The organism is Bacillus sp. 179-C3.3 HS, assembly GCF_047229225.1.
Classification (GTDB): Bacteria; Bacillota; Bacilli; order Bacillales; family Bacillaceae; genus Bacillus.
In genome coordinates, this window is the sequence record NZ_JBFEFT010000012.1 from 1 (window position 1) to 14,000 (window position 14,000).

Annotated in this window: 15 protein-coding genes and 1 other annotated feature; of the genes, 8 read left to right on the plus strand and 7 right to left on the minus strand. The window is 36.4% G+C overall.

Annotated elements, in window-relative coordinates:
• Positions 1–94 precede the first annotated feature (94 nt).
• Positions 95–1,090: a tryptophan--tRNA ligase gene (trpS, locus tag AB1K80_RS09265; protein WP_412856331.1), complete on the minus strand. Its 996-nt coding sequence runs from the start codon at positions 1,088–1,090 to the stop codon at positions 95–97.
• A gap of 53 nt (positions 1,091–1,143) precedes the next feature.
• Positions 1,144–1,363, minus strand: a binding site (T-box leader).
• A gap of 44 nt (positions 1,364–1,407) precedes the next feature.
• Positions 1,408–1,662, minus strand: coding sequence for a DUF3899 domain-containing protein (locus AB1K80_RS09270; RefSeq protein ID WP_412856332.1), 255 nt, complete (start codon positions 1,660–1,662; stop codon positions 1,408–1,410).
• Between the two features lie 459 nt (positions 1,663–2,121).
• On the opposite strand from AB1K80_RS09270, the gene AB1K80_RS09275 reads away from it, so the two are divergent.
• The 8 genes from AB1K80_RS09275 (at position 2,122) to spxA (ending at position 9,532) form a co-directional block, all read left to right on the plus strand.
• Positions 2,122–3,777: a peptide ABC transporter substrate-binding protein gene (locus AB1K80_RS09275; protein WP_412856333.1), complete on the plus strand. Its 1,656-nt coding sequence runs from the start codon at positions 2,122–2,124 to the stop codon at positions 3,775–3,777.
• Between the two features lie 108 nt (positions 3,778–3,885).
• Positions 3,886–4,815 (plus strand): oligopeptide ABC transporter permease, encoded by a 930-nt coding sequence (gene opp3b / locus AB1K80_RS09280; RefSeq protein WP_412856334.1) that lies wholly within the window; start codon positions 3,886–3,888, stop codon positions 4,813–4,815.
• Positions 4,815–5,843, plus strand: a complete 1,029-nt coding sequence (gene opp3C / locus AB1K80_RS09285; RefSeq protein ID WP_412856335.1) for an oligopeptide ABC transporter permease — start codon at positions 4,815–4,817, stop codon at positions 5,841–5,843. The genes opp3b and opp3C overlap by 1 nt, the downstream gene beginning before the upstream one ends.
• Positions 5,844–5,861: 18 nt before the next feature.
• Complete coding sequence (locus AB1K80_RS09290; RefSeq protein WP_412856336.1) at positions 5,862–6,923, plus strand: ABC transporter ATP-binding protein; 1,062 nt, start codon at positions 5,862–5,864, stop codon at positions 6,921–6,923.
• On the plus strand, positions 6,913–7,842 hold the full coding sequence (locus AB1K80_RS09295; protein WP_412856337.1) for an ABC transporter ATP-binding protein: 930 nt from the start codon (positions 6,913–6,915) through the stop codon (positions 7,840–7,842). The genes AB1K80_RS09290 and AB1K80_RS09295 overlap by 11 nt, the downstream gene beginning before the upstream one ends.
• A gap of 100 nt (positions 7,843–7,942) precedes the next feature.
• Entirely contained in the window at positions 7,943–8,230 is a 288-nt protein-coding gene (locus AB1K80_RS09300) for a hypothetical protein (protein ID WP_412856338.1), read from the plus strand.
• A 136-nt stretch (positions 8,231–8,366) separates the two neighbouring features.
• A complete protein-coding gene (locus AB1K80_RS09305) occupies positions 8,367–8,945 on the plus strand; it encodes a GNAT family N-acetyltransferase (protein ID WP_412856339.1) in 579 nt (192 codons plus the stop codon).
• Positions 8,946–9,136: 191 nt separating this feature from the next.
• The gene (gene spxA / locus AB1K80_RS09310) at positions 9,137–9,532 is read left to right on the plus strand and encodes a transcriptional regulator SpxA (protein WP_412856340.1); all 396 of its coding nucleotides are present in this window, start codon (positions 9,137–9,139) and stop codon (positions 9,530–9,532) included.
• 38 nt (positions 9,533–9,570) lie between these two features.
• Here the strand turns inward: spxA and AB1K80_RS09315 are convergent, their stop codons facing one another.
• The 5 genes from AB1K80_RS09315 to AB1K80_RS09335 form a co-directional block, all read right to left on the minus strand.
• Positions 9,571–10,236: a TerC family protein gene (locus AB1K80_RS09315; RefSeq protein ID WP_412856341.1), complete on the minus strand. Its 666-nt coding sequence runs from the start codon at positions 10,234–10,236 to the stop codon at positions 9,571–9,573.
• Between the two features lie 230 nt (positions 10,237–10,466).
• Positions 10,467–11,663 carry a tyrosine-type recombinase/integrase gene (locus AB1K80_RS09320; protein ID WP_412856342.1) on the minus strand — a complete coding sequence of 399 codons (1,197 nt, stop codon included), beginning with the start codon at positions 11,661–11,663 and terminating at the stop codon, positions 10,467–10,469.
• Positions 11,664–11,667: 4 nt separating this feature from the next.
• Positions 11,668–12,141 (minus strand): ImmA/IrrE family metallo-endopeptidase, encoded by a 474-nt coding sequence (locus tag AB1K80_RS09325; protein ID WP_412856343.1) that lies wholly within the window; start codon positions 12,139–12,141, stop codon positions 11,668–11,670.
• Positions 12,142–12,648: 507 nt separating this feature from the next.
• Entirely contained in the window at positions 12,649–13,179 is a 531-nt protein-coding gene (locus AB1K80_RS09330; protein ID WP_412856344.1) for a hypothetical protein, read from the minus strand.
• A gap of 318 nt (positions 13,180–13,497) precedes the next feature.
• Positions 13,498–13,869: a helix-turn-helix domain-containing protein gene (locus AB1K80_RS09335; RefSeq protein ID WP_412856345.1), complete on the minus strand. Its 372-nt coding sequence runs from the start codon at positions 13,867–13,869 to the stop codon at positions 13,498–13,500.
• Between the last annotated feature and the right edge of the window lie 131 nt (positions 13,870–14,000).

Consider the following 14,000-nt stretch of genomic DNA (forward strand, 5'->3'; position numbering starts at 1 on the left):
CAATCACCGATAAACTATCGGCAGTTGGCTGTATAAAGGTGTTTTTGATCCCTGTCTCAAAAACGGGGGTCAGTCCCTCTTAGCTGCAAGCTTTTTATTTGCGTTTTCTGCCAAGACCCATGGCATTCTCCATTTTTTTCAGCATTTTGTTTGCTGTGCGGTTCGCTTTTTCAGCACCTTCATCTAATATACGGTCTAGTTCATCTGATTCAATGAGCTCATTGTAGCGGTCTTGTATTGGTTTCAATGCATCAATGACTACGTTCGCAAGGTCACCTTTGAACTCACCGTACCCCTTGCCTTCATACTTTCGTTCAAGCTCTGCAATTGATATGTTTCCTAATACAGAATAGATGGTTAGGAGATTGGCAATCCCAGGTTTATTTTCTTTGTCATATTTTACGATTCCTTCAGAATCAGTAACAGCACTTTTGATTTTCTTTTCAAGCTGTTTCGGCTCATCTAATAAGGTAATAAAAGATTTTTGGTTTGGATCGGATTTACTCATTTTTTTCGTTGGATCAGTTAAAGACATAATCCGAGCGCCTTCTTTTGGAATTTTTACTTCCGGCACTGTAAAGATGTCGTTATACTTTCGGTTAAAACGCTCAGCGAGTGTTCTAGTTAACTCAAGATGTTGCTTTTGATCCTCACCGACAGGCACTAAATCGGTGCCATATAATAAGATATCACCCGCCATTAATGGGGGATAGGTTAATAATCCCGAAACGACCGCTTCTTTCCCAGCAGACTTGTCCTTAAATTGAGTCATTCTTTCTAATTCCCCAATGTAAGCAACACATTGGAGCATCCATCCTGCTTGGGCGTGTGCAGGTACCTCTGATTGGATGAACAATGTCGCCTTCTCTGGATCAAGACCTACGGCCAAATAAAGAGCCGCTAAGCTTCTAATATTTTGGCGAAGCGCCAATCGGTCTTGACTCACTGTAATCGCATGCTGATCGACGACACAGAAATAGCCATGATAATCATGTTGCAGGTCAACAAATTGCTTCATTGCCCCAATATAGTTCCCCAATGTCACAGAACCACTAGGCTGAATGCCTGAGAAAATTGTCTTTTTTGTCATATGAAACCCTCTTTTCTTCAATATAAAAAGGCCCACCCATCACTTTTCAACAGAAAAGGGACGAATGAACCGTGGTACCACCCTTGTTATTTCAATAAGAAATCACTCAAGACGTTGATATCGGAGACTACTCCGTCTAAGCCTACTTGCTCTATCAAGTGTTCGGTTAGCTGCTCCAAAGCCCATTCCATAACTCTCATTACCTGCTCACACCAACCGCAGGCTCTCTGACAAATAGAGATGATATGTACTCTTCTTCTTCATCGCAATCATATGATTTAACCCATTATAATGAAGTGGAATTAAAATGTCAAAAACTAAAGATAATAAACAAAAAGTAAAATAAACATTTCAATCAGTAAAGATAAACCTATCAATTTTAAGGTTGAGAAATTGTTCTGAAATGACGATGACCATTGTTGATTGACATCCTCATCATTCAAATCTCTCTGCTTATTTAAAGTTTGGAATACTTTTTGAAAGCTATACGTGATTCGGTCAAAAAAACCACTTTTGATCGTGATTAACGATAGCCAAACGAGTAAAATGCCAGCAGCGACATAAAAAGTCATGTTAATCATACTTAACAATGATATGTGTCTATAAAAAATGAACGATAAAATGAAAACAAGACAATTAGAACTAAGAAAAAGGATAAAAAATTTGATCTCAATCACTCCTATGCATTAAAACTTTACTGTACTAAAATAGCAATAAATGCATTTAATTCGAGAATTTCACTATATAAGAAAAGCTAAACAGCTAAAAAAGTCAACTTTTTTAATAGATGTCCCGATAACAGTTTACAATGAATCATTAAAATTGCCAATTGTATAGACATGATCACCTTTTGATTAGGTATTTAAGCTTACAAAATGACTGATATTCACCGTGTTATTTCAAATTTTATGTAAAATCAATTGGGAATTAAGGCCATATGAAAATTTTCTTAAAAAAATGAATGCACAATTACTTATTTGCTAGTATAATAGTTCCTGTAGTTCATTTATGAAGGGGAGGTTAACAACTAGATGAAAAAGTCTAAATTTTCACTGCTTTTAGTTTTTTTAATCGTGCTGTCTGTTTTCGTATCTGCATGTTCAGGTCAAAATAGTGACAAAGGCACTGCATCTAAAAACGCCAAACAAGAGGCGACAATCTTAGAATCACAGGAAATGCCTGCAATGGATACAATCCAAGCAAGTGACACCATTAGTTTTACAACAATGAATAACGTGTTTGAAGGTTTGTATCGTTTTAACGATAAAGAAGAATTAGTACCTGGTATGGCTGATGGGGATCCAGTGACTAATGAAGACAAAACAGTCTATAACATTAAGCTGAAAGATGCTAAATGGTCTAATGGGGATCAAGTGAAAGCACAGGATTTCGTTTATGCTTGGCAACGTGCTTTAGATCCAGATCAAAAGTCTGAATATGGTCCTTATATGATGGTAGGTAAGATTAAAAATGCCGATAAGGTTTATAATAAAGAAGTAAAACCAGAAGAGCTTGGAATTAAAGCGGTTAGTGATAAGGAATTGGAAATTACACTTGAAAAACCACTTCCATATTTCCAATCACTTCTTTCATTCCCGACTTTCTATCCAGTAAATGAAAAGTTTGTAAAAGAACAAGGTAAAAAATATGCAAAAACTGCAAAAAACCTTGTATACAATGGTCCATTTGAACTTTCTGATTGGGCTGGCCCGCAAGCAACAACATGGGAATACAAAAAGAATGAAAATTATTGGGATAAACAAAACGTTGCAATGGAAAAACTGACGTTTAAAGTATCAAAAGATCCACAAGCAGCTGCAAACGCATTTGAAGCTGGAGAAGCGGATGTTACACCGAAACTATCGACTCCTGCCATCATCTCTCAATATGAAGGTGATAAGCGAATGAAAAGAATCCTAGAGCCGACAGTATTCTGGTTAAAAATGAATCAAGGGAATCCTTCTTTAAAGAATGAAAACATTCGTCGTGCAATTGCAACAGCGATTGATAAAGAGGCGTTTGTAAATGATGTATTGCAAAACGGTTCTATTGCTGCATACTATCAAATTCCAAAAGAATTTGTACAAGATGAAAACGGAAAAGATTTCCGTGAAGGTATGCCTAAGTACTTAGAAACAAACAAAAAAGAAGCGAAAAAACTTTTTGAAAAAGGCTTAAAAGAATTAGGTACTTCTAAAATCACGCTAAACTATTTAGGAGACGATTCTGAAACAGCTAAGACAATTGGTTCTTTCGTAAAAGATCAACTTGAGAAATCATTGCCAGGTTTAGAGATCAACATGCAAAGTGTTCCTTTCGCTACTCGTATTGATCGAGATAAGAAAGAAGATTACGACCTGCAAATGGCTGGTTGGGGACCAGACTACCTAGATCCAATCACATTCTCTGACTTGTTTATTACGGACGGTGGAAACAACAAGATGGGTTACTCTAACAAGAAGTATGATCAGTTGTTAGAAGATGCATCTGGTAAATTAGCAGCTCAGCCTGAAGAACGTTGGAAAACGTTACAAGAAGCTGAGAAAGTATTACTTGAAGAAGATGCAGGACTTTCACCAATTTATCAAAGAGCGGCCAACTATCTGATTAATGATAACCTTAAAGGATTTGTCATCCATAAAGTTGGACCAGAATTCAGCTATAAATGGTTGAAAATTGAAGGATAAGTAACAATTTTATAGAAAAGAGAGTGTATTCTCTGAATATACTCTCTTTTTCACTGAAAGAAATGTGTCGAAAAATACGGAAAAAACAGTTTAACAGGAGGTGCAAGTATGCTGAAATACTTAATTAGACGGGTTGGCTATATGGTGATCACCCTCTTTATTATTGTTTCAATTACATTTTTCTTAATGAAACTTATTCCAGGTTCTCCGTTTGTGAATGCACAAAAGTTATCAGAAGCGCAACAAGCCGTACTTAATGCCAAATATGGGCTTGATCAGCCGATACCAGTTCAATACTTTCAATACATGAAGAATACATTTACTGGGGACTTAGGTGTTTCATTCCAATTCAACAATACCTCCGTAACAGAACTTCTCTCATATCGAGTAGGACCATCTGCTGTCCTAGGAATCCAAGCGATTATTTTAGGAGCGATTGTTGGTATTTTCTTGGGAGTAATTGGTGCTTTAAGGCAGAACACGTGGGTGGACTATTCAGCTACTTTCTTAGCAGTCATTGGGAAGTCTATTCCGAGCTTTGTATTTGCTGGATTACTTCAGTACTACATTGCTGTAAAACTGGGGCTTTTACCAACCCAATTTTGGAATGGATTTGAATATACCATCTTACCTACGATTGCTTTAGCGATGTTCCCAATATCCATTTGTGCTCGTTTTATGAGAACAGAAATGGTCGAAGTGCTTGAGACAGATTATATTTTGCTTGCGAAAGCAAAAGGAGCAGGTTATTTTGAAATGGCATTTAAACATGCGATGAGAAATGCCTTGATCCCTGTTGTCACAGTACTTGGTCCATTAACTGTTAGTTTAATGACGGGCTCCCTCGTGATTGAAAAGATCTTTTCGATACCTGGAATTGGAGAGCAGTTTGTAAAAGCAATTACCGTTAATGACTATCCAGTAATTATGGGTACGACCATCTTATTTGCCGTTCTATTTGTTGTCGTTGTCTTTATCGTGGATATTCTCTATGGAATTATTGACCCAAGAATTCGTGTAGCGGGAGGGAACAAATAATGAAGCAGCACGATGAAAATATTGATAAAAGTCTATTTGAGCCCGCTGGTGTCGATTCATTCTCTTCTGAAAAAATTGAAAAACCGAGCTTGAATTATTGGCAAGATGCATGGCTTCGAATTAAAAAGAATAAAGGTGCCATTGTGAGTATGGTCATTTTGGTTTTGATTATATTAATGGCCATCGTGGGACCACTCATTAGTGGGAAAGACTTTAGCACTCAAACAACATCCGATGCGAATTTACCACCAAGAATTCAAGGATTAGAGAACATTGGATTTTTACCATTTACCGGTGAGAGAACATTGAAAAACGGTACTGTTGTCAATCCATATGAACAAAAAGGGATTGATGAATACTACTGGTTCGGAACAGATAACCTTGGGCGTGACCTGTTTACACGTGTTTGGAAAGGCACCCAAATTTCACTACTTATTGCTGTTGTTGCAGCTGTAATTGATTTAATTATTGGTGTTGCTTATGGTGCTATTTCTGGTTATTTCGGTGGGAAAATCGATAATGTCATGCAACGTATTTTAGAGATTTTAATGGGAATTCCAAACTTAATCGTTGTCATATTAATGATTCTCATTTTAAAGCCAGGGATTATTCCAATTATTATTGCCCTAAGTATTACCGGTTGGATCAGTATGGCGAGGGTTGTTCGAGCCCAAGTCATGAAGCTGAAAGAACAGGAATACGTACTCGCTGCAAGAACCTTGGGGTTAAGCAACTTTAAAATTATTTTCAAGCATATGTTGCCTAACTTAACAGGTGTGATGATTATTAATACAATGTTCACCATTCCTAGTGCCATCTTTTTCGAAGCCTTCTTGAGTTTCATTGGACTAGGTCTTCAAGAACCTCAAGCTTCACTAGGAACATTAATAGATGATGGATTTAAATCTATGATCGCGTTCCCATATCAGATGGTGTATCCAGCGATCGTCATTAGTGTGATCATGATCGTCTTCAACCTTGTTGCCGACGGTGTGAGAGATGCACTTGATCCGAAAATGAAAGATTAGTATGGGGTGGTGAGAATGATGAATAAACAAGAAACCATTTTAAAAGTAAATGACTTGAATATATCATTTCACACGTTCGCTGGTGAAGTGAAGGCGATACGCGGTGTGAATTTTGAATTAAAAAAAGGTGAGACACTAGCTATAGTTGGAGAGTCAGGATCAGGTAAATCAGTTACTTCAAAGTCCATCATGGGTCTTCTCCCTAAATCGAACTCACAAGTAAAAAAAGGAGAGATTTTGTTTCAAGGTCAAGACTTGACAAAACTTTCCGATAAGCAGATGCAAAAAGTACGAGGCAAAGATATCGCAATGGTCTTTCAAGATCCAATGACATCTTTGAATCCGACGATGACGATTGGGAAGCAAATTATTGAACCCATCTTAAAACATCAAAATAAGAGTAAAGAAGAGGCGAAGAAACGGGCACTTGAGCTTCTCGAACTTGTAGGAATTCCAAAGCCTGAACAAAGGTTCAAGCAATACCCTCATCAGTTTTCTGGAGGGATGAGACAAAGGGTAGTCGTCGCCATTGCGCTAGCGTGTAATCCGAAAATTTTAATTGCCGATGAGCCTACAACAGCATTAGATGTTACCATACAAGCACAGATCCTAGAACTTATGAAAGATCTACAAAAGAAGATTGACACATCGATCATTTTTATCACGCATGATCTAGGAGTTGTGGCAAATGTCGCAGATCGTGTTGCAGTCATGTATGGTGGACAAATTGTGGAAATTGGTACAGTGGATGAGATCTTCTATAATCCGAAACACCCGTACACTTGGGGATTGTTAAGCTCAATGCCAAGTCTTGATACAGATGAAGAAAAGTTATATGCAATTCCTGGAACGCCTCCAGATTTGCTCAATCCTCCAAAAGGGGATCCATTTGCTGCTCGAAATCAATATGCAATGAAAATTGATTTTGAACAACAGCCACCTTTTTATCAAGTGTCAGACACTCACTATGCAGCCACATGGTTATTACACCCAAATGCACCTAAAGTAGAGCCGCCTAAATCTATTCAACAAAGGATGGAACAATTTAAAGGGCAAAAAGGGGGGGCTAATGTTGAGTGAAAAAGATGTTATTTTAGAAGTGAAAAATCTAAAACAATATTTTAATATCGGTAAACCAAATGAAGTAAAAGCGGTCGATGACGTTAGCTTCGAGATTTATCGTGGTGAAACGTTGGGGCTTGTAGGAGAGTCTGGTTGCGGAAAATCAACAACTGGAAGATCAATTATTCGATTATATAATGCGACAGGTGGTCAGGTGATCTTTAATGGACAGAATATTCATGATAAAAAATCAACCGCTCAACTGAAAGAATTTAATCGGAAAATGCAAATGATTTTTCAAGATCCCTATGCCTCTCTTAACCCTAGAATGAAGGTCATTGACATCATCGCAGAGGGAATGGACATTCATGGGCTTGCGAAAACAAAGCAGGCACGGCAGGAGCGAGTGTACCAATTGCTTGAAACCGTTGGTCTGAACAAAGAGCATGCGAACAGATACCCACATGAGTTTTCAGGTGGTCAAAGACAGCGGATTGGGATTGCCCGTGCACTTGCGGTTGAGCCGGACTTCATTATTGCGGATGAACCAATCTCCGCTTTAGACGTGTCTATCCAAGCGCAGGTTGTGAACTTATTGAAAGAACTGCAAGAGGAAAAAGGATTAACGTATTTATTCATCGCGCATGATCTTTCCATGGTGAAATACATCAGTGACCGAATTGGCGTGATGTATTTTGGGAAATTGGTTGAGTTAGCACCAGCGAATGAATTGTATGAAAACCCGCTACACCCGTATACAAAATCATTACTGTCTGCGATTCCTCTTCCAGATCCAGATTATGAGCGTAATCGCAAACGAATGAAATATGATCCATCTGTTCATAAAGGGACGAACACGGAGTTTCGTGAAGTGAAACCAGGTCACTTTGTGAGTTGCACAGATGAGGAATTCAAAGAGATGCAAGCAAATGTATAAGAATGAAGAAGCACTGTCGTGAGTGCTTCTTTTTTTGTTTTACAAAAAAACAACTTCGTGGTAATTTTTAGACGGATTGTAAAGGTCAGGAGGAAATCATATGTCTAAATTAAAGGTCTTTCGTTATTCATTGCAACATGTTGTTATCGCCATGTTGCTGTCTTCAACAGCTTTTTTATCTAAACCAGATGGGTGGAAATGGATGCTAGTGTTTTGGGCGGTTATGAGCACAGTTTCTTTTTCCGCTGAGTATATGCTTTATCGGTACACAAAAAATCATGAAGAAGATGCCAAGCGCAAGTTGTATGGCATTTTTATCATGTTGCAAGGAGTTGTATCAGTGATCTTGTTTTTCAGTTTTCTCACATTGATGAATCGTTCGTTATAAAACTTTTTTGTTTTGTTAGAAAAAAAGTGAAACCACCGAAGACATTGATGCGTCTTACTAGTACAGGCGTTTAAATAGCAGGAAAACGGGAATATATAAGGAAGTGGTTCTTAACGATATCATAAGGAGCGGATCCATGAATTGGTATGAAAAGCTCAGTGAATACTTCCCGATAGAAGAAATGAAATCAAAAGAGCATATGGAAGCATTGCTAAAGGAAAGAAGCGATATTTACAATAAAGAAGAAGGCCCTCATCATGTGATGATGTACGCTGAATTTGATACGTTTATCTTTATTGATTATTTATTCGTTTCCAAAGACGCAAGAGGTCAAGGCCTTGGATCAAAGCTCATTCATCAGCTAAAAGAAAAAAAGAAACCAATATTGCTTGAGGTCGAGCCTGTAGATGAAGATGATGCAGATACTGCAAAACGCCTAAAGTTTTACCAAAGAGAACACTTCAAGCACGCGGAATCCATTGGGTATAAACGGAGATCACTTGCTACCAATGAAGTGAACCGAATGGAAATTCTGTATTGGTCACCTCTGACAGATGATGAAGAGGAGATGATGGAGGCCATGAAGAAAACATACGAAGGAATTCATACGTATAAAGACGAAAAATGGTATGGACAATCGTATGAAGATGTAGACGACGTGTTAAAGGTCATTGAAAATAAAAAACAAAAAAACATTTTCGATCATCTCGACTAAATGAGAATCGTAGACATCAAAAACAAGGTAAAATGATTGAAATTGTCTAGTTTTTGTCACAAAAATTGCAAGAAAACCTGTTCACACTTACTTTTTTATAGTATAATCACTATAAAGATTACTTATTTAGAACAATTTCAATTTAAGAATACAGATCAATATTCATTCTACACATTGAGGAGTGAAGATTTATGGTAACATTATACACATCACCAAGCTGTACATCATGTAGAAAAGCGAGAGCGTGGTTAGAAGAGCACAATATTCCATATCAAGAAAGAAACATTTTTTCTGAACCACTGACAATCGATGAAATCAAAGAAATTCTTCGAATGACTGAAGATGGTACAGATGAAATCATTTCAACACGTTCAAAAGTATTCCAAAAGCTAAATGTAAATGTTGAGACAATGCCACTTCAACAATTGTATAAACTCATCAACGAGCACCCAGGTCTTTTAAGACGCCCAATTATTTTGGACGAAAAAAGACTACAAGTTGGTTACAATGAGGATGAAATTAGACGTTTCCTTCCAAGAACGGTTCGTACGTTCCAACTCAAAGAAGCTCAGCGACTTGCAAACTAATGGAAAACCAAAAGCTGCCTAACGATTGGCAGCTTTTTTTATTTATGATCAGCTGTTTGTTCATAAAAGAGGCTGGCTAAAATGACAGTAGTGACTGTTAAGAATGGAAGAAGAAATTCAAGTGTTGTATGCTGCGTCATAAATGGATGTAATGTGATATCACGGACAATCATTTCTCCTCCAGTAAAGGCTAAAAGGGCACTTCCTCCGTACAAAAGAAATGGATATTTAGTAAATGCTGCATGAATGAGCTTACTCCCCCAAATAATAATAGGGACTGATATCATTAAGCCAATCGCTGTGAGCACAATATTTCCTTTTGCTGCACCTGCAACAGCGATCACATTATCAAGGGACATAAAGAGATCGGCAATCACAATTGTTTTGACAGCGCGCCAAAGGGAGCCACTGCTTTGAACACGAATCGATTCTTTCTTTTGTTCAATTAACAAGTGATATCCTATATAAAGGAGAAAGAGTCCACCGATCATTTGCAAATAGGGAATGGTCAATAAATAGACCGCAGCACCGGTCATTGTGATCCGCATGATGACGGCCAAAAGTGTGCCAATCCGAATGGCTTTATTTCGTTTGTCATGTGATAAGTTTCGACTGGCCATCGCAATGATTAAAGCGTTATCCCCGCCTAAAACTAAGTCGATGCCAATGATGATCAGTAAGGATATCAACCACTCTGTTTCCACCCATTTTCACCCCAATTCACTAAAGAGCTCGTACAATGATTATATGAGGGCAAAGCAAATATATGTTTCTGTAAGTTTTCTCTGCAAAAAATGCGTTTTTATTTCTTTTATTCATGTTTTATCATAAAATAGATGATCAAACATTTTCGATATATGCTTATAATGCTTGATTTTATAGGGGTTTATGGCTTTCAGAGTGCAAAAAAATCACAGAAAAATAACATTTCTTATTAAGATATTCCTAAATCAAGAAGTTTGCCGAAGGTCTCGCTTACTTTGTTGATGGAGTTCTCTTTCATTTTTTTTGTCACATGCGTATATACCTGCATTGTAGTTTTCATTTCACTATGTCCGACTCTCTCCATTATAGTTGGAATATCAACGCCAGCTTCCGTAAGCATACTAATGTGTGTATGTCTAAATATATGAGGTGTAGCCTTTTTTGTGATGTTTGTCATTGTTAGTATTCGATTCATTCTCGTGCCAATGTTCTGTGGCAAATAGGGATATCCGTTTTCATCACAAAAAAGAAAATTAGCATCATGATACTTTGATGAATCTATAGGCGATTCTAATCTTTGTTTGTTTTTCCTCTTAATTAAGGCTTTTAATAGCTCTAGTATTTTATCGTCTAAAGGGATAGTGCGTACTGATCCTGCTGTTTTTGGCGGAGTAAGAATGTATTTCTTTCTATTCCCTGTATCTGAATAAATTGTTTTCGTGATCCTAATTTCCTTTGTCTCAAACAATACATCATTGACTTTTAAAGCACACAATTCTCCTGACCTCATGCCTGTGAATGCCATTAAAAAAAATCTCTCTACATCCAATTCTAGTCCATACTTTTTTACAGCTTCCAAAAAATCCTCTAGTTCTGCATTTTCAAGGTACTTCTCATCTATACTGTTATTTTCTATGGCCTCCACTGTCAATCGTTGCTTTTGTATGGTTGCTCTTTTTACGGGGTTATCTTTCAAGAACTGTACTCTTACAGCATAATCAAATATCATACCAGCTGCGGCATGTACTCCTTTAAGTGTATTTAAAGAAAGTTCCTCAGATAATTCGTTTAACCCTTTTTGATAAAGCCTAGTTGTCAATTTAGCAATATTTAATTTAGCAAATTTCCTGTTAAGCATTTTAACTTCAGTTTTTCGGATTCTAAATGTATTATCTTTATTTCCAGATACTTTCATGTAATCTTCTAACCACTCGTTTGCAAGTTTATCAAAAGTCATCTTTTTTACAACAGATTCATCAATCCCGTCTTCTTCTAGTGCTGCTATAGCTTTCAGAACTCTTTGTTCTGCTTCTTTTTTAGTTTTACCTCGTCTGGTTATTTGTTTACGTTTACCGGTAACAGGATCAGGTGGGCCATCCCCGACAGCGAGCCATTTTTTACCCTTAACTAACTCTTTAAAATGCATTGTATTACCCCCTAGACAGTTTGTTAAAGTAAATTTTAAGTCTATGTTTAGCAAATTCACAAGTGACTTTAAAAGCATCGGCAATGATTTCAGAAGCTCTATCTTGGTCATTCGGCAGTCTTAAGTGATTCAACATGAAACTGGGTACGCAAAAGTGATATGCGAAATATCGTGCTTGTCTTTCATTGTACTCATTCCAGGTATCTGGCATTATTCTCAAATCGTTCTCATGTCTGAATATGTGACACAATTCATGAGCGAAGTCTAACCATTGATCATGTCTTGTTTTTCTGCTATCCAGAACAATTACATACCTATTAAGAGCGCGAAAACCAAAACTTTTTTGTGGGCTAAATCTAATGTTTATTCCCAAACACACGGCAATGTGTTCGAAATTAATTTGATATGAGTGTTCAATGTTAATACTTTTGTACAGATCTTCAATCCATTCCTCCAAATGACTTTTGACATACCCCATGTTGATTTGATCCCCTCCCAAATATCTATAGTTTTGCTTTGAATAAAGTATGGTCTTTCATGTAATTATAGGAGAATGTTGTCATATTCTATCTCGAAATACTGTTCAATAAGCTGCGGATTTTGATAAAGTGGGGAACGTTTGTTCTGTTTTTGTTTTTAAAAAATAGCCCGATGTTTCAGGGCCTTATTCAGCTTTTTTCCAATCAATGTCTTTAAAAAAGAAGATTGCTGTGAAACTTATTATGATGATCAACAGGACTATGCTTTCTCGTATATCGGGTCTGTAAAGGTATTGATGGTAAATCCAAAAGACAGCACCAATAATCAAAAAGAAAAACTGCAAGAAGAAACCAAACATTTCATCATACTCCTGTCCTGTATATAATCATCTAAACAAAGCCATTATTTGTATATATTAAATGATATTTCAATTTCAGGATAAAATCAATATAGCGAATGTATGTTCTTTTTATTTTTTAAAAAAGAGCCCTGTAAAAAAAGGGCTTTATTTAACTGGGATAGTGAATGAAACGTCTTTGTTCTTCATGTAGTCTTCTGTAGTAACATCGCCAAATTTCAGTTTGATTTCTTTAACACCTTTAACATCAATCTCTTTCCCATCTGGAGCTAGGAACTGAATGACACCATCTTGTTTAACTCCACCTTCTACTTCTCCACCAATAGAACCATCTGTCATAAAGAGGTTAGCTTCTATTTGCATGTCACCAATAACTGCTTTTCCTTGATCAGGGTAAAAATTTAGTACGCTATTAGTTGTATTTTCAATATTGATACCAACGTTTATTTTGTCTTTCATAATTTTAACATCGCCGAGGTTAACTTTCATACCAAGAACTTTAGTTTTTTTATTGCTAGCATCAATTTTTTTAGAGCCATCGCTCTTATTGCTGTTCTTTTTAGAATCAGATGATTCTTTTGTTTTCTCAGCACCAGTTGATACATCTTCTGTTGATCCGCATGCTGCAAGTGCAAGTGTTAAACCCAATGTCAAAAACAGTACTAATAATTTTTTCAAAACAAATTCCCCTTTAAAATAAAATTTATATAATGATCTTTCTCTCTATCTATAGATCAGCATACACAAAAAATATCATAGTCTATTATATGGATGGAATCAACATATTTTGAACATATTTACATATGAAAATATAATAGTTACTGTAAAAATTACAGTATTGCCTTCAATTGAACTGTCATTCAACTGTAAAAATTACAGTAGAGTCTACAATCATTTGTTTCTCAACTGAAGGGTTTACTGTAATTTTTACAGCAGAACCTTCAGCATTAATTAAACTAAACAAAACATATTAAATAAAATATAAACAAAACGTAATTATTTATTGTCTTTATTCTTTTTTAATTCCTCAAGAATGTACTCCAAGACATACTCCTGCATCTCAGGTGTAATTTTTCCGTCAGAAGCTGCAATGAATGTCTCAGGACTGTCTAATACCTTTAGTGCTTGATCCATTAAGTCACCCTTGTGAGGATCCAAAGAAGAGTTCAGCTCTTTCCCTGTAAGCAAATAATCAGTTGTTACTTCAAAAAATTCTGCTATCTTTATTAAAGTTTCATAATCAGGATTTCTAAAACCACGTTCATAATTGGATAAATTCTGATGTGGAATGTTTAATTTATCAGCAAGCGCTTTTTGTGTAAGTTTTCTAGCTTCTCTCAAAGCTCTTATTCGTGCTCCCAGAGCCATTTTTATTCCTCCAAGATATTCATACTTTCTACAAATTGTACAACATTCTTCGATATGAGTAAAAAAAATAAACGAAAAGTATATTTTTTATTGACATATACGATTCGAAGAATTAATATAGGGTTAACAGC